The organism is Enterobacter cloacae complex sp. AR_0002, from assembly GCF_001922365.1.
In the GTDB taxonomy this organism is placed as follows: Bacteria; Pseudomonadota; Gammaproteobacteria; order Enterobacterales; family Enterobacteriaceae; genus Enterobacter; species Enterobacter hormaechei_C.
Genome location: NZ_CP018814.1, coordinates 3,474,133 through 3,491,905, shown reverse-complemented (window position 1 = coordinate 3,491,905; position 17,773 = coordinate 3,474,133). Strand labels below are relative to the sequence as shown.

General features: G+C 54.5%; 17 protein-coding genes. 13 read left to right on the top strand and 4 right to left on the bottom strand.

The features are described from left to right. Positions 1-14: 14 nt before the first annotated feature. Complete coding sequence (gene gpmM, locus AM329_RS17300) at positions 15-1,559, bottom strand: 2,3-bisphosphoglycerate-independent phosphoglycerate mutase (protein ID WP_023315176.1); 1,545 nt, start codon at positions 1,557-1,559, stop codon at positions 15-17. A 248-nt stretch (positions 1,560-1,807) separates the two neighbouring features. Here gpmM and AM329_RS17295 point away from each other — a divergent pair, with 248 nt between their 5' ends. The 5 genes from AM329_RS17295 to cysE all read left to right on the top strand — a co-directional run bounded on the left by AM329_RS17295 (position 1,808) and on the right by cysE (position 4,917). Beyond that, a complete protein-coding gene (locus AM329_RS17295; RefSeq protein ID WP_003860840.1) occupies positions 1,808-2,239 on the top strand; it encodes a rhodanese-like domain-containing protein in 432 nt (143 codons plus the stop codon). Positions 2,240-2,250: 11 nt separating this feature from the next. Beyond that, complete coding sequence (grxC, locus tag AM329_RS17290; protein ID WP_003860837.1) at positions 2,251-2,502, top strand: glutaredoxin 3; 252 nt, start codon at positions 2,251-2,253, stop codon at positions 2,500-2,502. A 31-nt stretch (positions 2,503-2,533) separates the two neighbouring features. Then, positions 2,534-3,001 (top strand): protein-export chaperone SecB, encoded by a 468-nt coding sequence (gene secB / locus AM329_RS17285; RefSeq protein ID WP_003860835.1) that lies wholly within the window; start codon positions 2,534-2,536, stop codon positions 2,999-3,001. After that, positions 3,001-4,020 (top strand): NAD(P)H-dependent glycerol-3-phosphate dehydrogenase, encoded by a 1,020-nt coding sequence (gene gpsA / locus AM329_RS17280; protein WP_006812398.1) that lies wholly within the window; start codon positions 3,001-3,003, stop codon positions 4,018-4,020. Before secB ends, gpsA begins: the two co-directional genes overlap by 1 nt. A 75-nt stretch (positions 4,021-4,095) precedes the next feature. After that, positions 4,096-4,917, top strand: a complete 822-nt coding sequence (cysE, locus tag AM329_RS17275) for a serine O-acetyltransferase (RefSeq protein ID WP_022646641.1) — start codon at positions 4,096-4,098, stop codon at positions 4,915-4,917. 54 nt (positions 4,918-4,971) lie between these two features. Here cysE and ppiC read toward each other — a convergent pair whose 3' ends face one another. Continuing rightward, positions 4,972-5,253 carry a peptidylprolyl isomerase PpiC gene (gene ppiC / locus AM329_RS17270; protein ID WP_006812396.1) on the bottom strand — a complete coding sequence of 94 codons (282 nt, stop codon included), beginning with the start codon at positions 5,251-5,253 and terminating at the stop codon, positions 4,972-4,974. 85 nt (positions 5,254-5,338) lie between these two features. Here ppiC and rep point away from each other — a divergent pair, with 85 nt between their 5' ends. Then, on the top strand, positions 5,339-7,363 hold the full coding sequence (rep, locus tag AM329_RS17265; protein ID WP_003860830.1) for a DNA helicase Rep: 2,025 nt from the start codon (positions 5,339-5,341) through the stop codon (positions 7,361-7,363). A gap of 50 nt (positions 7,364-7,413) precedes the next feature. On the opposite strand, the gene gppA is transcribed toward rep, so the two are convergent. Together gppA and rhlB are read right to left on the bottom strand one after the other, a co-directional pair. Next, a complete protein-coding gene (gene gppA, locus AM329_RS17260; protein WP_003860828.1) occupies positions 7,414-8,898 on the bottom strand; it encodes a guanosine-5'-triphosphate,3'-diphosphate diphosphatase in 1,485 nt (494 codons plus the stop codon). A gap of 6 nt (positions 8,899-8,904) precedes the next feature. Then, positions 8,905-10,173: an ATP-dependent RNA helicase RhlB gene (gene rhlB / locus AM329_RS17255; protein ID WP_003860827.1), complete on the bottom strand. Its 1,269-nt coding sequence runs from the start codon at positions 10,171-10,173 to the stop codon at positions 8,905-8,907. 144 nt (positions 10,174-10,317) lie between these two features. Between rhlB and trxA the strand changes: the two genes are divergently transcribed. The 7 genes from trxA (at position 10,318) to rffC (ending at position 17,772) form a co-directional block, all read left to right on the top strand. Next, on the top strand, positions 10,318-10,647 hold the full coding sequence (gene trxA / locus AM329_RS17250; RefSeq protein ID WP_006812392.1) for a thioredoxin TrxA: 330 nt from the start codon (positions 10,318-10,320) through the stop codon (positions 10,645-10,647). 341 nt (positions 10,648-10,988) lie between these two features. Further along, positions 10,989-12,248, top strand: a complete 1,260-nt coding sequence (gene rho / locus AM329_RS17245; protein ID WP_001054528.1) for a transcription termination factor Rho — start codon at positions 10,989-10,991, stop codon at positions 12,246-12,248. 240 nt (positions 12,249-12,488) lie between these two features. Next, the gene (gene wecA, locus AM329_RS17240; protein ID WP_032608208.1) at positions 12,489-13,592 is read left to right on the top strand and encodes a UDP-N-acetylglucosamine--undecaprenyl-phosphate N-acetylglucosaminephosphotransferase; all 1,104 of its coding nucleotides are present in this window, start codon (positions 12,489-12,491) and stop codon (positions 13,590-13,592) included. A gap of 13 nt (positions 13,593-13,605) precedes the next feature. Continuing rightward, positions 13,606-14,652: an ECA polysaccharide chain length modulation protein gene (gene wzzE / locus AM329_RS17235; RefSeq protein ID WP_032608210.1), complete on the top strand. Its 1,047-nt coding sequence runs from the start codon at positions 13,606-13,608 to the stop codon at positions 14,650-14,652. A 56-nt stretch (positions 14,653-14,708) separates the two neighbouring features. Further along, on the top strand, positions 14,709-15,839 hold the full coding sequence (wecB, locus tag AM329_RS17230) for a non-hydrolyzing UDP-N-acetylglucosamine 2-epimerase (protein ID WP_032608211.1): 1,131 nt from the start codon (positions 14,709-14,711) through the stop codon (positions 15,837-15,839). Further along, on the top strand, positions 15,836-17,098 hold the full coding sequence (wecC, locus tag AM329_RS17225) for a UDP-N-acetyl-D-mannosamine dehydrogenase (protein ID WP_022650164.1): 1,263 nt from the start codon (positions 15,836-15,838) through the stop codon (positions 17,096-17,098). The genes wecB and wecC overlap by 4 nt, the downstream gene beginning before the upstream one ends. Continuing rightward, entirely contained in the window at positions 17,095-17,772 is a 678-nt protein-coding gene (gene rffC, locus AM329_RS17220) for a dTDP-4-amino-4,6-dideoxy-D-galactose acyltransferase (protein ID WP_032608212.1), read from the top strand. Before wecC ends, rffC begins: the two co-directional genes overlap by 4 nt. The last annotated feature ends 1 nt before the right edge of the window (position 17,773 follow it).

Here is a 17,773-nt window from a genome sequence, read left to right as displayed (position 1 = left end):
CTCATGGGGAGCGATTATTCCACGATGAACAGCGGCTTGCCAGTCATCTCTTCAGGGATTTCCATACCCATCAGCGACAACATGGTTGGCGCGATGTCGGAAAGCTTGCCGCCTTCCACTGCTTTCACTGATTTATCACCCACATAAATCAGTGGAACAGGCAGGTTGGTATGGGCGGTATGTGCCTGACCGGTTGCCGGGTCACGCATCTGTTCTGCGTTACCGTGGTCAGCGGTAATCAGCAGTTGGCCGCCTACGGATTCAACCGCTTTCGCAACCTGCTCAACGCAGTGGTCCAGCGCTTCAACCGCTTTAACGGCTGCTTCCATCACGCCGGTGTGGCCCACCATATCGCCATTCGGATAGTTACAGATGATGGTGTCGTATTTACCGCTTTGGATCGCGGCCACCAGTTTTTCGGTCAGCTCCGCAGAGCTCATTTCTGGCTGGAGATCGTAAGTGGCGACTTTCGGTGAGTTAATCAGGATGCGGTCTTCGCCTTTAAACGGCTCTTCTACGCCGCCGTTAAAGAAGAATGTCACGTGCGCATACTTCTCAGTTTCGGAGATGCGCAGCTGCGTTTTGTCATTTTTCGCCATCCACTCGCCGAAGGTGTTTGCCAGGGAAGCGGGTGGATACGCGCATGGGGCTTTGATATCCGCTGCATACTCGGTCAACTGGATGAAATCGATCTTCGCCACTTTCTTACGGGCGAAACCGTCGAAATCGCTGTTGACGAAGGCGCGGGTGATTTCGCGCGCGCGATCGGCACGGAAGTTCATGAAGATCAGCGCATCGCCATCTTCCATGGCGGCATCGGCCTGGCCTTCAGCGCGGATCACGGTTGCCTTCACAAATTCGTCGTTTTCATCACGCGCGTAAGCCGCTTCCAGGCCTTCAACGGCGGTCGGGAACTGGAACTCGCCTTTTGCCAGGGTCAGCAGATCATAGGCTTGCTCAACGCGGTCCCAGCGGTTGTCGCGGTCCATGGCATAGTAACGACCAATGATGGACGCCACGCGGCCTTTGCCCAGTGCGGCAAATTTGTCTTCAAACGCTTCAAGAGAACCTTTTGCGCTGCGTGGCGGCGTATCGCGACCATCCAGGAAGGCGTGCAGATAGATTTTTTCCGCACCGCGCTCAGCGGCCAGTTCTACCATCGCCATGATGTGATCTTCGTGGCTGTGAACACCGCCCGCAGAGAGCAGACCCATAATGTGAACGGCCTTGCCTGCGGCAACGGCTTTATCAACCGCTCCGGTGAGCGTTGGGTTGACAAAGAATGTACGTTCTTTGATTTCAACGTCCAGGCGCGTCAGGTCCTGATAAACGATACGGCCCGCACCCAGGTTAACGTGACCCACTTCTGAGTTGCCCATCTGACGATCCGGCAGACCCACTTCCAGGCCAGACGCATCAATCAGGGTGTGGGGACGTTTTGCCCATAGCGCATCCATAACCGGGGTTTTGGCGTTGAAAATGGCGTTATCCTGTTGATCTTCACGGTAGCCATAGCCATCGAGAATCACCAGTACCATAGGTTTTTTAGAAACCGACATTGCGACAACCTCATGCTCAAGAGACAAAAAATTTGCGTAATTTTACTACAGCTGAATCGATAAAATAGCCGCAGAAGATCAAAGAAAGCGCGGGGGCAAGGCTGTTCTCAGGCCATTTTGAGGCTTTTTTTACGTGGCATGCCGCAGAAAATAGATTAGCTTTATGTCGCTGGCTGTATTTGCCACAGCGCACAGGTATACTCCTGTCCTGGTTTTTTTAATCACTTAGTCGGGAGTTGTTACCCCCCATGCAAGAAATTATGCAATTCGTTAGCCGCCACCCGGTTCTGAGCATCGCGTGGATTGGCCTGCTGGTCGCTGTACTGTTCACCACATTTAAGGGACTGACGTCTAAAATTAAGGTGATCACCCGCGGTGAAGCGACACGTCTGATCAACAAAGAGGACGCCGTGGTTGTCGATCTGCGTCAGCGCGACGATTTCCGCAAGGGCCATATTGCAGGTGCTATCAACCTGCTGCCAGCGGAAATTAAAGCGAACAACATTGGTGAGCTGGAGAAGCATAAAGCCCAGCCGATTATTGTTGTTGACGGCACTGGCATGCAGGCGCAGGAATCTGCCAACGCACTGCATAAAGCAGGCTTTGAAAACGTAACGGTGCTGAAAGAAGGCATCTCCGGCTGGAGCGGGGAGAATCTTCCTTTAGTGCGCGGTAAATAAGGAGTTAAGTGATGGCCAATATTGAGATCTACACCAAAGCAACGTGCCCGTTCTGCCACCGAGCGAAAGCGCTGCTGTCCAGCAAAGGCGTAACGTTCAAGGAATTGCCGATCGATGGTGACGCGATTAAACGCGAAGAGATGATCCAACGCAGTGGTCGCACAACGGTTCCACAGATTTTTATTGATGCGCAGCACATTGGCGGCTGTGATGACTTGTATGCGCTCGACGCCCGTGGTGGACTCGATCCGCTGCTGAGCTAGAGACTTTAGGACAATTAAAAAGGGTTTTTCCATGTCAGAACAAAATAACACCGAGATGACTTTCCAGATCCAGCGCATCTATACCAAGGATGTCTCTTTCGAAGCGCCAAATGCGCCGCACGTTTTCCAGAAAGACTGGCAGCCAGAGGTTAAACTTGATCTGGATACCGCATCCACCCAGCTGGCGGATGATGTGTATGAAGTCGTACTGCGTGTCACCGTGACCGCCTCTCTGGGCGAAGAAACTGCGTTCCTGTGCGAAGTTCAGCAGGGCGGTATCTTCTCCATCGGCGGCATCGAAGGTAACCAGATGGCGCATTGCCTGGGTGCATACTGCCCGAACATCCTGTTCCCGTATGCGCGTGAATGCATCACCAGCCTGGTTTCTCGCGGTACTTTCCCGCAACTGAACCTCGCGCCAGTAAACTTTGATGCGCTGTTCATGAACTATCTACAGCAGCAGGCTGGCGAAGGTGCCGAACAACATCAGGATGCCTGATGAGCACTGTTAATGCGTCAATGACTGTGATCGGTGCCGGCTCTTACGGCACCGCTCTTGCCATCACGCTGGCAAGAAATGGTCACGACGTGGTCCTGTGGGGCCACGATCCAAAACATATCGCGACGTTGCAACACGACCGCTGCAACGTGGCGTTTCTCCCGGACGTTCCGTTCCCTGACTCTCTCTATCTGGAAAGCGACCTCGCGACCGCGCTGGCGGCCAGCCGCAATATTCTGATTGTGGTGCCAAGCCACGTGTTTGGCGAAGTCCTGCGTCAGATTAAGCCGCTGATGCGTGCGGATGCGCGTATTGTGTGGGCGACGAAGGGGCTGGAAGCGGAAACCGGACGTCTGTTGCAGGACGTTGCCCGCGAAGCGCTGGGAACAGCGATCCCGCTGGCGGTGATCTCGGGGCCGACCTTTGCCAAAGAGCTGGCTGCGGGCTTGCCGACGGCGATCTCGCTGGCGTCCACCGACCAGGCATTTTCAGACGATCTTCAGCAACTGCTGCACTGCGGCAAAAGCTTCCGCGTGTACAGCAACCCTGATTTTATCGGCGTACAGCTGGGCGGTGCGGTGAAGAACGTCATTGCCATCGGGGCCGGGATGTCTGACGGCATCGGTTTCGGCGCGAATGCGCGTACGGCGCTGATCACCCGTGGTCTGACCGAAATGTCCCGCCTGGGCGAAGCGCTGGGTGCCGATCCGGCCACCTTTATGGGAATGGCAGGGCTGGGCGACCTGGTGCTGACCTGCACCGATAACCAGTCGCGTAACCGCCGCTTTGGCATGATGCTCGGACAGGGCAGCGATGTAAAAAGCGCGCAGGAGAAGATTGGTCAGGTGGTTGAAGGCTATCGCAATACCAAAGAAGTTCGCGAATTGGCGCACCGTTTCGGTGTCGAAATGCCAATAACCGAGGAAATTTATCAGGTATTGTATTGCGGAAAAAATGCGCGCGAGGCAGCATTGACCTTATTAGGTCGTGCGCGCAAGGACGAGCGCAGCAGCAATTAGCCGGGAAGTATCGTCACCTGAATGACCCAGCCAGCGCAGAACTGGCTGGTCATTAACTATCGTCTGGAGCAAGCAATGCCGTGTGAAGAACTGGATATCGTCTGGAATAATATTAAAGCCGAAGCCCGAGCTTTGGCCGACTGTGAGCCCATGCTGGCCAGTTTCTATCACGCGACGCTACTTAAGCACGAAAATCTCGGCAGCGCCCTGAGCTATATGCTCGCCAATAAACTGGCTTCCCCTATCATGCCTGCTATTGCCATTCGCGAGGTGGTGGAAGAGGCCTACGCCGCAGATCCGGAGATGATTGCTTCTGCCGCCTGCGACATTCAGGCCGTGCGTACGCGTGACCCGGCGGTGGATAAATACTCCACGCCGCTACTGTATCTCAAAGGATTCCACGCCTTACAGGCGTACCGCATCGGCCACTGGTTATGGAATGAGGGACGCCGCGCGCTGGCCATCTTCCTGCAAAACCAGGTGTCCGTAACCTTCCAGGTCGATATTCACCCGGCGGCGAAAATTGGCCGTGGGATCATGCTCGACCACGCCACCGGCATTGTTGTCGGTGAAACGGCGGTGATCGAAGATGACGTGTCGATCCTGCAATCCGTTACGCTGGGCGGTACCGGTAAAACCAGCGGCGATCGCCATCCGAAAATTCGTGAAGGGGTGATGATTGGCGCGGGTGCTAAAATCCTCGGCAATATTGAAGTCGGACGCGGCGCGAAGATTGGCGCGGGGTCGGTTGTGCTCCAGCCTGTACCGCCGCACACCACCGCCGCTGGCGTCCCGGCGCGCATCGTCGGTAAGCCAGACAGCGATAAGCCGTCGATGGATATGGATCAGCACTTCAACGGTATTCACCACACCTTCGAATACGGCGACGGCATCTGAACGCCGGAACAGCCAAATAAAAAAGCCCGGTGAGTCAATGCACCGGGCTTTTGATTAGTTGCGGTATAACACTTTGATAATGTGATAGCCGAACTGCGTATGCAGTGGGCCGGTTGGCTCCAGCACCGGGCAGGAGAAGACCACTTTATCAAACGCCGGGACCATCTGGCCCTGGCGGAACTCGCCTAAGTCACCACCGCGTTTGCCTGACGGGCAAATCGAGTGTTTCTTCGCCAGTTTGCCGAAGTCGGCGCCGTTTTTAATCTGTTCGAGCAGATCCTGTGCCAGTTTTTCTTCTTTAACAAGGATATGCAGTGCTGCTGCTGTTTTTGCCATGATCGTGCCTTGAGTCAACGAGTTTACGATCGGTATACTACCACGCGTTTTTCCTCCTCTCCCGACTTTCATTGAGTGATCATTTATGCGTTTAAACCCCGGACAACAACAAGCTGTCGAATTCGTCACCGGACCCTGCCTGGTGCTGGCGGGAGCGGGATCCGGTAAAACACGCGTGATCACCAACAAAATCGCCCACTTAATTCGGGGTTGTGGATACCAGGCGCGCCATATCGCGGCGGTCACCTTTACCAACAAAGCGGCGCGTGAGATGAAAGAGCGCGTCGGCCAGACGCTGGGCCGTAAAGAGGCGCGCGGGCTGATGATCTCCACCTTCCACACGCTGGGTCTGGATATTATCAAGCGCGAATACGCGGCGCTGGGCATGAAGTCCAACTTTTCTCTCTTTGATGACACCGACCAGGTGGCGCTGCTTAAAGAGCTAACGGAAGGGCTGATCGAAGATGACAAAGTGCTGTTGCAACAGCTGATCTCGACGATCTCGAACTGGAAAAACGATCTGATGACGCCGGCCCAGGCAGCGGCAAGTGCCAAAGGCGAGCGCGACCGCATCTTTGCCCACTGCTACGGTCTGTACGACGCGCATATGAAAGCCTGTAACGTCCTGGATTTCGACGATCTGATCCTGCTGCCGACGCTGCTGCTTCAGCGGAATGAAGAGGTGCGCGAGCGCTGGCAGAACAAAATTCGTTACCTGCTGGTGGATGAATACCAGGATACCAACACCAGCCAGTACGAGCTGGTAAAGCTGCTGGTAGGACAGCGCGCGCGTTTTACCGTCGTAGGCGATGACGATCAGTCGATTTACTCATGGCGTGGCGCACGTCCGCAGAACCTGGTGCTGCTGAGCAAAGACTTCCCGGCGTTGCAGGTGATTAAACTGGAGCAGAACTACCGTTCCTCCGGGCGTATCCTGAAGGCGGCGAATATCCTGATTGCCAATAACCCGCACGTCTTTGAGAAGCGCCTGTTCTCCGAACTGGGTTACGGCACCGAGCTGAAAGTGCTCAGCGCCAATAACGAAGAGCACGAAGCGGAGCGCGTAACTGGCGAGCTGATTGCCCATCACTTCGTCAACAAAACTGAATACAAGGATTACGCGATCCTCTATCGCGGTAACCACCAGTCGCGCGTCTTTGAAAAGATGCTGATGCAGAACCGCATCCCCTACAAAATCTCCGGCGGTACGTCGTTCTTTTCGCGTCCGGAAATCAAGGATCTGCTGGCCTATCTGCGCGTGCTGACCAACCCGGATGACGACAGCGCTTTCCTGCGCATTGTAAATACGCCGAAGCGCGAGATTGGCTCTGCGACGCTGCAAAAGCTGGGTGAATGGGCGATGACCCGCAACAAAAGCCTGTTCACCGCCAGCTTCGATATGGGGCTGAGCCAGACCCTGACCGGGCGCGGCTATGAGGCCTTAACCCGCTTTACCCACTGGCTGGGTGAGGTGCAGCGTCTGGCTGAGCGCGAGCCTGTGGCGGCAGTACGCGATCTGATCCACGGCATTGATTACGAATCCTGGTTGTATGAAACCTCCGCCAGCCCGAAAGCGGCAGAGATGCGCATGAAAAACGTTAACCAGCTCTTCAGCTGGATGACCGAAATGCTTGAAGGATCTGAGATTGACGAGCCCATGACCCTGACGCAGGTGGTCACCCGCTTCACGCTGCGCGATATGATGGAGCGCGGGGAAAGCGAAGAAGAAGCCGATCAGGTTCAGCTGATGACGTTACATGCCTCGAAAGGGCTGGAGTTCCCTTATGTCTATCTGGTGGGGATGGAAGAGGGCCTATTGCCGCACCAGAGCAGCATTGATGAAGATAACGTCGACGAAGAGCGCCGTCTGGCCTACGTTGGGATCACCCGTGCGCAGAAAGAGTTGACGTTTACGCTGTGCAAAGAGCGCCGTCAGTATGGTGAGCTGGTGCGCCCGGAGCCGAGCCGTTTTCTGCTGGAGTTGCCTCAGGACGATCTTATCTGGGAGCAGGAGCGTAAAGTCATTACCGCTGAAGAGCGTATGCATAAAGGGCAGGCAAACGTGGCAAACATTCGCGCGATGCTGGCAAAAGCCAAAGAGAAGGGATAACTATTTGTAGGCCGGGTAAGGCGAAGCCGCCACCCGGCACGCTTCAAGGGTCACTTCACATCAAGCGCCCAGTGCACATAGCTCTGCCACTGGTACTCCTGCTCAATCAGTTCCGCCCCAAGCGGATGATCCTCAAGCCAGTTTTCCGGTAGCGTCAGCGTCAGTTTCTCATCGTCTGCCGCCAGCGTAATGGCTGGCAGCAAATCATCTCGACGCCGACTGGCAAACAGGATCGCCAGCCGAAGCAGACGACACAGATGCTCCGCCACGCGCGGCGGCACAGCGTTCTGCTGGTGAAGGGAAGAGAGATCGACGGCGTTAGTCTGATTCAGCAGCAGGGTGGCCAGTAGCTTCTTCTGGGCGGGCGTATAACCCGGCAAATCGAGATTACGCACCAGCCAGGCCGCGTGCAGCGGTGCCTGCTTGTACTCCACGCTGAGACCAATTTCATGTAGCGCACAGGCGCTTAGCAACAGATCGCGGCTTAACGGTTCAATATCCCAGCTTTTTTTCACCTGATCGGCAAACTGTGACGCCAGTTGACTCACTCTCTGCGCCTGGTCGGTATCCACAATAAAGCGGCGTTGAACGTTACGCAGCGTACGGCTACGGATGTCCTGATCGACCGACTGGTGCAGCATTCCGTAGACCAGACCTTCACGCAGCGCACCGCCTGCCAGGGTCATACACTGGATATTAAGCTCGGTGAAAATGGCAATCAGTATGGCGAGCCCACTGGGGAAAACCAGCGCGCGTTCAAGCGTCAGCCCTTCTATTTCAAGCTCTTCCAGACGACCACACTGGATGGCGCGCTGTTTAAGCTGCTGGAGTTTGGCAAGCGTGATCCGCTCGTCCATCCCCTGTGCCATCATGATTTCCTGCAACGCCTGCACGGTTCCGGACGCGCCGACACACACTTTCCAGCCGTGATAGCGCAGTTCGTCCATGACCGGGCGCAGGACCGCACGCGCCGCGTTTTCCGCCTCGTCAAAATTCTCTTTGGCAAGGTTTCGATCGGTAAAGTAGCGTTCCAGCCAGGTCACACAGCCCATTGACAGGCTGAAGAGCGACGTCGCCTGCGCGCCTGTGCCCGTGACCAGTTCGGTACTGGCGCCACCGATATCGACCACCAGACGACGATCGTCGCCGCCGGTCGTATGCGCCACACCCTGATAAATCAGACGCGCTTCTTCTTCACCGCTGATGACCTGCACCGGACAGCCCAGAATTTCCTGTGCTCTGGCAATGAAATCGCCAGCGTTAACCGCCAGACGTAGGGTCGCCGTGGCAACAACGCGAATTTGACTGAGCGGGATATCCTGTAAACGTTCTGCAAACAGACGCAGACACTGCCAGCCACGTTCCATGGCTTCCGGGGAGAGATGATTATCGCTGCTCAGGCCCGCCGCGAGGCGGACCTTGCGCTTAATGCGCGTCAGCGTTTGTATGCTTCCCGCCACCTCGCGCACAACCAGCATATGAAAACTATTCGAACCGAGATCAATTGCCGCATAAAGCGAGGTGGAGCTGAGCATATTTTCTTAACCTGAACGACGACGATTACGCGGTGCACCGCCGGAACGACGCGGGCCATTGCCGGAGCGTGGACGTGTAAGGCGCTTAGGTGGCGGCAACTCGCTTAACAGCGCTTCCGGATTGTATTTGCTCTGTGGAATAGAGTGACCGATGTAGGTCTCAATGGCCGGAAGGTTCAGCGCATACTCTTCACACGCAAGGCTGATGGAGTGACCGCTTGCGCCTGCACGACCAGTACGACCGATACGGTGTACATAGTCTTCACAGTCATCTGGCAGGTCATAGTTAAAGACGTGCGTCACGGCTGGAATGTGCAGGCCACGGGCCGCCACGTCGGTCGCGACCAGAATATCAAGGTCGCCACGAGTAAATTCGTCGAGAATGCGCAGGCGTTTTTTCTGCGCCACGTCGCCGGTCAGCAGACCCACACGGTGACCATCTGCCGCCAGGTGTCCCCAGATATCTTCACAGCGGTGTTTGGTGTTCGCGAAGATAATCGCGCGATCCGGCCACTCTTCTTCGATCAGGGTTTGCAACAGGCGCATTTTCTCTTCATTAGAAGGATAAAAAAGCTCTTCTTTAATGCGGTGCCCGGTTTTCTGCTCCGGTTCTACTTCCACATATTCCGCATTGTTCATCTGCTCGAATGCGAGTTCACGTACGCGGTATGACAGGGTTGCGGAGAACAGCATGTTCAGACGCTGGTTTGCCGCAGGCATACGGCGGAACAGCCAGCGGATGTCTTTAATGAAGCCCAGATCGTACATGCGGTCTGCTTCATCCAGCACCACGACCTGGATTGCGCCGAGGTTGATATGGTTCTGTTTGGCGTAGTCGATAAGACGGCCGGTGGTCCCAATCAGGATATCGACGCCGCTTTCCAGCACTTTCAGCTGTTTATCGTAGCCGTCGCCGCCGTAGGCCAGGCCAAGTTTCAGGCCGGTGGCTTGCGCCAGGGGCTCAGCGTCTGCGTGGATCTGTACCGCCAGTTCTCGCGTCGGGGCCATAATTAGCGCGCGCGGCTGGTTAACTTTGCGGTCTGCAATCGCTGGGTGAGAAAGTAAATAATGAAACGTTGACGTTAAAAACGCCATCGTTTTGCCAGTACCGGTTTGCGCCTGCCCTGCAACATCGCGACCGGCCAGCGTCAGCGGCAGGGCGAGAGCCTGAATGGGCGTGCAGTTATGAAACCCTTTAGTTTCAAGGGCTTCGATCACCTTTGGGTGCAGGGCGAAGTCGGAAAACTTCTGTTCTGTTAAATGTGTTTTGCTCATAGTGTGGTAGAATATCAGCTTACTATTGCTTTACGAAAGCGTATCCGGTGAAATAAAGTCAACCTTTAGTTGGTTAATGCGACATCAACACGTCGTTGGTGGAGACAAAACCAACGTACCAGGCTTATTCCTGTGGAGTTATATATGAGCGATAAAATTATTCACCTGACTGACGACAGTTTTGACACGGACGTACTTAAAGCTGACGGGCTGATCCTCGTTGATTTCTGGGCTGAATGGTGTGGTCCTTGCAAAATGATCGCTCCGATTCTGGATGAAATCGCTGACGAATATCAGGGCAAACTGACCGTTGCCAAGCTGAACATCGACCAGAACCCGGGCACCGCGCCAAAATACGGTATCCGTGGCATCCCGACCCTGCTGCTGTTCAAGAACGGTGACGTGGCAGCGACCAAAGTGGGCGCACTGTCCAAAGGTCAACTGAAAGAGTTCCTGGACGCTAACCTGGCGTAAGGTTTCTCAGCTGAGCGTCCAGAGCGCCTAATTAACGGCGAGATCTGGACGCCCGGCTTTAGTCGTGCTAAGTTAGCTATGACTACGTTTTAAACATATCTTGTTGTTTGAATCTTGTTTTACCCGATACTTCCCGTTGTTAACATAAACAGTGCGTGAAGTTGCTAGATTCCGGGCTTGTCACTCAATCCGTCTTGTCGTTTCAGTTCTGCGTTCTTTCCCTGTGACCAGACAGCGAACAGACATGAGGTGATGGCCGCTAAACAGGCATGGATGACCCTGCCATACCATTCACAACATTAAGTTCGAGAATCACCCCGAGTTTAAGAACCCACACCATTATGAATCTTACCGAATTAAAGAATACGCCGGTTTCTGAGCTGATCACTCTCGGCGAAAATATGGGACTGGAAAACCAGGCTCGTATGCGCAAGCAGGACATCATTTTCGCCATCCTGAAGCAGCACGCTAAGAGTGGCGAAGATATCTTTGGCGACGGTGTGCTGGAGATACTGCAAGACGGATTTGGTTTCCTCCGCTCCGCAGACAGCTCCTACCTCGCCGGCCCTGACGACATCTACGTATCCCCTAGCCAAATCCGCCGTTTCAACCTCCGCACTGGTGACACCATTTCAGGTAAGATTCGTCCTCCAAAAGAGGGTGAACGCTACTTTGCGCTGTTGAAGGTTAACGAAGTCAACTACGACAAACCGGAAAACTCCCGCAATAAGATCCTGTTCGAGAACTTAACGCCGCTGCACGCGAACTCTCGCCTGCGCATGGAGCGTGGTAACGGGTCTACTGAAGACTTAACCGCGCGTGTGCTGGATCTGGCATCGCCAATTGGTCGTGGCCAGCGTGGTCTGATTGTGGCGCCGCCAAAAGCCGGTAAAACCATGCTGCTGCAAAACATCGCGCAGAGCATTGCTTACAACCACCCAGACTGTGTGCTGATGGTGCTGCTGATTGACGAACGTCCGGAAGAAGTGACCGAGATGCAGCGTCTGGTGAAAGGGGAAGTGGTTGCGTCTACCTTCGACGAGCCTGCTTCCCGCCACGTTCAGGTTGCGGAAATGGTTATCGAGAAGGCGAAACGCCTGGTTGAGCACAAGAAAGATGTGATCATCCTGCTCGACTCCATCACCCGTCTGGCGCGTGCCTACAACACCGTGGTGCCGGCTTCCGGTAAAGTACTGACCGGTGGTGTGGATGCCAACGCCCTGCATCGTCCGAAGCGTTTCTTCGGTGCGGCGCGTAACGTGGAAGAGGGCGGTAGCCTGACCATTATCGCGACGGCGCTGATCGATACCGGCTCCAAAATGGACGAAGTTATCTACGAAGAGTTCAAAGGTACAGGCAACATGGAACTGCACCTTTCTCGTAAAATCGCAGAAAAACGCGTCTTCCCGGCGATCGACTACAACCGTTCCGGTACCCGTAAAGAAGAGCTGCTTACCACTCAGGAAGAGCTTCAGAAAATGTGGATCCTGCGCAAAATCATCCATCCAATGGGCGAAATCGACGCAATGGAATTCCTCATCAACAAACTGGCGATGACCAAAACGAACGACGATTTCTTCGACATGATGAAACGCTCGTAACGCAAATAATCCCAGTAAACGCCACGTTTTTACGTGGCGTTTTTTATTTATGGACTATACGCTATTACCACACACTCCCAATTTTGACCGGTCGGTGCGACAATAAGAAAATTCGCACAGTAAAAATATTAATAGCTTGAATAATAAACAAATGGGTCGCAAGAGGTGTGCTTTATGCCTTCTGGCTTGATGCCATCATGGTTATACTTCTTTGACTAACATATGTTGAGAACATCCGTTGTGAACCTATTCGATACGTTTGCTGAACTCACCAGTATTTTTTTGTTCACTACTTGCTTTCTTTTTTTAGCACGTAAGGTAGCAAAATATGTCGGTTTAGTGGACAAACCTAACTTCCGTAAACGGCACCAAGGTATGATTCCCTTGGTGGGCGGAATCTCCGTTTTTGCAGGTGTTTCTTTCACTTTTGCTATCGCGGATTACTATATCCCACATGCCAGGCTGTACCTGTGCTGTGCGTCTGTTCTGGTTGTTGTGGGGGCACTTGATGATCGCTACGATATCAGTGTAAGAATTCGAGCCTTCGTGCAGGCTGCAGTTGCTCTTGCCATGATGGTGGCGGCAAACCTTCACCTTAGCAGTCTTGGATACATTTTTGGTTCTTGGGAGATGGTACTTGGGCCGTTTGGTTACTTCCTTACACTCTTTGCCGTATGGGTCGCCATCAATGCATTTAATATGGTAGATGGGATTGATGGTTTATTGGGCGGACTATCTTGTGTTTCATTTGCTGCCATTGGCATAATCTTATGGTTTGATGGTCAATACAGCCTGGCAATGTGGTGTTTTGCTATGATTGCGGCCATTCTGCCCTATATTCTTTTAAATCTTGGCGCGCTGGGCCGTCGCTATAAAGTCTTTATGGGCGATGCGGGTAGCACATTGATTGGTTTCACTATTATCTGGATCTTATTGGAAACCACTCAGGGTAAAACACATCCAATCAGCCCGGTTACAGCGCTTTGGATCATTGCCATTCCGCTGATGGATATGGTGGCGATTATGTATCGTCGTCTGCGTAAAGGAATGAGCCCATTTTCTGCGGACCGGCAGCATATTCATCATCTGATTATGCGCGCCGGCTTCACGTCTCGTCAGGCGTTTGTGCTGATTACGCTAGCGGCTGCTATTCTGGCTGCGATTGGCGTTGCCGCGGAATACGCTCATTTCATTCCTGAATGGGTAATGTTGGTATTATTCTTGCTAGCATTTTTCATGTACGGTTACTGCATCAAGCGTGCATGGAAAGTCGCGCGTTTTATTAAACGTTTAAAACGCAGGATGCGTCGGAACAGTGGCAAAAACACAACTTTAACTAAGTAAAACCGGGACTATGATGACTCAACCGTTGGCGGGAGCGAAATCAGTGGGCACTGAGAACGAGCTGGATATTCGTGGTTTGTTTCGCGTGTTATGGCAGGGCAAACTGTGGATTGTAGGGATTGCCCTGGGGTTCGCGCTGTTAGCGCTTGCTTACACCTTCTTTGCAAAACAAGAGTGGAGCGCCACGGCGATCACAGACCGACCAACGGTGAATATGCTTGGAGGCTATTACTCCCAGCAGCAATTCCTGCGTAATCTTGATATCAAGGCCAATCTGGCGACCCCGGATCAGGCCTCGGTGATGGATGAATCCTACAAAGAGTTTGTGGTGCAGCTGGCGTCGTGGGATACACGTCGCGATTTCTGGTCCCAGACGGACTACTACAAGCAGCGCATGGTCGGTAACAGCAAAGCGGATGCCGCGCTGCTGGATGATCTGATTAATAACATTCAGTTTATGCCTGGCGATGTGCTTCGTAACGTTAGCGACAGCGTGAAGCTGATTGCGGAAACGGCGCCGGACGCCAATAACCTGTTGCGTCAGTACGTTGCTTTTGCCAGCCAGCGCGCGGCCAGTCATTTGAATGACGAGCTAAAAGGCGCCTGGGCTGCGCGCACTATCCAGATGAAAGCGCAGGTCAAACGTCAGGAAGAGGTCGCTAAGGCCATCTTCGCCCGTCGCGTGCATAATCTTGAGCAGGCGCTGAAGATTGCGGAACAGCACAATATTTCCCGTAGCGAAACGGATGTTCCGGCGGACGAACTCCCGGATTCAGAAATGTTCCTTCTTGGTCGCCCAATGCTTCAGGCTCGTCTGGAAAATATCCAGGCCGTTGGCCCTGACTTTGACCTTGATTACGACCAAAATCGCGCCATGCTCAATACGCTCAACGTCGGTCCAACGCTGGACCCGCGTTTTCAGACCTATCGTTATTTAAGAACGCCTGAAGAGCCTGTAAAACGCGATAGTCCGCGTCGCGCATTCCTGATGATCATGTGGGGGATTGTGGGCGCACTGACTGGCGCTGGCGTAGCGTTATTGCGTCGCCGCACAAACTAAGAACGCCGTCTACGATGAAGGCTGTGGCCTTCATCGTCTAATCGAAGAGAATCGATGTGAAAGTACTAACCGTATTTGGCACCAGGCCGGAGGCCATCAAGATGGCGCCTCTGGTTCATGCGCTGGCCAGAGATCCTGATATTGAAGCGAAAGTGTGCGTGACTGCCCAGCACCGTGAGATGCTCGATCAGGTCTTAACCCTCTTTTCTATCGTCCCGGATTACGATCTCAATATAATGAAACCGGGACAGGGACTGACGGAAATAACCTGCCGTATTCTGCAAGAATTAAAGCCTATTCTGGAGTCGTTCAGGCCGGATGTAGTGCTGGTGCACGGCGACACCACCACTACCGTGGCAACCAGCCTGGCCGCGTTCTATCAGCGTATCCCCGTTGGTCATATTGAAGCGGGTCTGCGTACCGGCAATCTCTATTCCCCGTGGCCGGAAGAGGCCAACCGTACGCTCACCGGTCACCTGGCGATGTACCATTTTGCGCCAACCGAGAACTCACGCCAAAACCTGCTGCGCGAAAATATCAGCGACAGCAAGATCTTCGTCACCGGCAATACGGTCATTGATGCGCTGATTTGGGTGCGTGACCGCGTGCTGGCTAACAGCGAGCTTCAGGCAGAACTTGCTGCGCGCTATCCGTTCCTGAACAACGGCAAGAAAACGATTCTGGTGACGGGCCACCGCCGCGAAAGCTTTGGCCGTGGCTTTGAGCAAATCTGCCACGCGCTGGCTGAAATCGCCGCGCAGAACGAGGATGTGCAGATTGTCTATCCGGTGCACCTCAACCCGAACGTCAGCGAACCGGTCAACCGTATCCTGGGTCACGTGGAAAACGTGCTCCTGATCGAGCCGCAGGACTATCTGCCATTTGTCTGGCTGATGAACCACGCCTGGCTGATCCTGACCGATTCTGGCGGCATTCAGGAAGAGGCGCCTTCACTCGGTAAGCCGGTACTGGTGATGCGTGAAACCACCGAACGCCCGGAAGCGGTCACTGCTGGTACCGTGCGTCTGGTGGGAACGGATCCGCGTCGTATTGTCGAAGAGGTCACGCGCTTACTGCATGACGATGAAGAGTATCAGGCGATGAGCCGGGCCCACAATCCGTACGGTGACGGGCAGGCTTGTGGTCGTATTTTGCACGCACTTAAACACAATCGGGTAACGCTATGAGTTTTACTACCATCTCTGTTGTTGGTCTTGGCTATATCGGGCTGCCTACTGCGGCGGCCTTTGCCTCTCGTCAAAAGCAGGTCGTTGGCGTAGATATCAACGCGCACGCGGTGGAAACCATCAACCGTGGCGAAATTCATATCGTGGAGCCCGATCTCGATCGCGTGGTGAAAAAGGCGGTGGACGGTGGCTTCCTGCGCGCCAGCACCACGCCGGTAGAAGCCGATGCGTACCTGATTGCGGTTCCAACACCCTTTAAAGGCGATCATGAGCCTGACATGGTTTACGTCGAGGCGGCGGCAAAATCCATTGCGCCTGTGCTGAAGAAAGGGGCGCTGGTTATCCTTGAGTCCACTTCACCTGTTGGGGCAACCGAGCAGATGGCGCAGTGGCTGGCCGAGGCGCGTCCCGATCTTAGCTTCCCCCAGCAGGTGGGCGACCAGGCCGATATCAATATCGCCTACTGCCCTGAGCGCGTACTGCCAGGCCAGGTGATGGTGGAACTGATTAAAAATGACCGCGTGATTGGCGGCATGACGCCAGTCTGCTCCGCGCGCGCCAGCGAGCTGTATAAAATTTTCCTTGAAGGCGAATGTGTGGTGACCAACTCCCGCACCGCCGAGATGTGCAAACTGACCGAAAACAGTTTCCGCGACGTTAACATCGCGTTTGCGAATGAACTGTCGTTGATTTGCGCCGATCAGGGGATTAACGTCTGGGAACTTATTCGCCTTGCCAACCGTCACCCCCGCGTGAACATCCTTCAGCCGGGGCCGGGCGTGGGTGGGCACTGCATCGCGGTCGATCCGTGGTTTATCGTGGCGCAAAATCCGGAACAGGCACGCCTGATTCGCACCGCGCGCGAAGTAAACGACCATAAACCGCACTGGGTTATCAACCAGGTCAAAGCCACGGTCGCGGATTGCCTGGCCGACAGCGGCAAACGCGCCAGTGAGCTGAAAATTGCCTGCTTTGGTCTGGCATTCAAACCGAATATTGACGATCTGCGCGAAAGCCCGGCGATGGAAATTGCCGAAATGATCGCTGCCTGGCACAGCGGTGAAACGCTGGTGGTTGAGCCGAATATTCATGCGTTGCCGGCAAAACTTGCCGGTCACTGCACCCTTACCGCCCTGGATGACGCGCTGGCGACGGCGGATGTGCTGGTGCTGCTGGTGGATCACAATGCGTTTAAAGCGGTCTCCGGTGATGCCGTACGTCAGCAGTATGTTGTTGATACCAAAGGCGTGTGGCGTTGAGTATCCTCAACGGCGTGCTGGAGTCTCTTGAGTGGGAAAGCGCATTTTTTGCGCGTCCCTCAGCGATAGTGCGTCTGCACGACAATGCCCCTGCGTTGCAGGATGCAGACTTCAGCGCCTGGCAGCGCGTACAGGCTAAGATCCCGGCGGACCGCGCCGATCTGCTGGACGCCCTCCAGCAGCACGGATTCCGGCTGGTCGAGGGCGAGGTTGATCTCTCTGTTACCGTGGCGCGCTACGCCTCACCGGGCGCGGAAATTGCAACGGAGCAGGATATCCCCACGCTGCGCAAGATGGCGGCGCTGGCCTTCGCTCAGAGCCGTTTCCGGGCGCCCTGGTATGCGCCCGATGACAGCGGTCGCTTTTATGCTCAGTGGATAGAGAATGCGGTCAAAGGCACGTTTGACCACGTATGTCTGGTGTTCCGTACTGACGGGGGACAGATTCAGGGTTTTGTTTCGCTTCGCAGGCTCACCGAGCACGAGGCGCGCATCGGACTGTTAGCCGGGCGCGGCATGGGCGAGAAACTCATGCAGGCGGCGCTGCACTGGGCGGAGCAACAACAGGTATCGACGCTGCGGGTCGCAACCCAGATGGGCAACACCGCTGCGCTTAAACGTTATATTGCGAGTGGTGCCAGCATCGACGCCACCGCCTACTGGTTATACAGGTGAC

Bases quoted from the DNA above. Each gene is read 5' to 3' on its own strand.
- cysE (WP_022646641.1), top strand. From the start codon at position 4,096: ATGCCGTGTGAAGAACTGGATATCGTCTGGAATAATATTAAAGCCGAA.
- wzzE (WP_032608210.1), top strand. From the start codon at position 13,606: ATGACTCAACCGTTGGCGGGAGCGAAATCAGTGGGCACTGAGAACGAG.
- rep (WP_003860830.1), top strand. From the start codon at position 5,339: ATGCGTTTAAACCCCGGACAACAACAAGCTGTCGAATTCGTCACCGGA.
- AM329_RS17295 (WP_003860840.1), top strand. From the start codon at position 1,808: ATGCAAGAAATTATGCAATTCGTTAGCCGCCACCCGGTTCTGAGCATC.
- rhlB (WP_003860827.1), bottom strand. From the start codon at position 10,173: ATGAGCAAAACACATTTAACAGAACAGAAGTTTTCCGACTTCGCCCTG.
- gpmM (WP_023315176.1), bottom strand. From the start codon at position 1,559: ATGTCGGTTTCTAAAAAACCTATGGTACTGGTGATTCTCGATGGCTAT.
- secB (WP_003860835.1), top strand. From the start codon at position 2,534: ATGTCAGAACAAAATAACACCGAGATGACTTTCCAGATCCAGCGCATC.
- rho (WP_001054528.1), top strand. From the start codon at position 10,989: ATGAATCTTACCGAATTAAAGAATACGCCGGTTTCTGAGCTGATCACT.
- gpsA (WP_006812398.1), top strand. From the start codon at position 3,001: ATGAGCACTGTTAATGCGTCAATGACTGTGATCGGTGCCGGCTCTTAC.
- gppA (WP_003860828.1), bottom strand. From the start codon at position 8,898: ATGCTCAGCTCCACCTCGCTTTATGCGGCAATTGATCTCGGTTCGAAT.
- ppiC (WP_006812396.1), bottom strand. From the start codon at position 5,253: ATGGCAAAAACAGCAGCAGCACTGCATATCCTTGTTAAAGAAGAAAAA.
- wecC (WP_022650164.1), top strand. From the start codon at position 15,836: ATGAGTTTTACTACCATCTCTGTTGTTGGTCTTGGCTATATCGGGCTG.
- grxC (WP_003860837.1), top strand. From the start codon at position 2,251: ATGGCCAATATTGAGATCTACACCAAAGCAACGTGCCCGTTCTGCCAC.
- trxA (WP_006812392.1), top strand. From the start codon at position 10,318: ATGAGCGATAAAATTATTCACCTGACTGACGACAGTTTTGACACGGAC.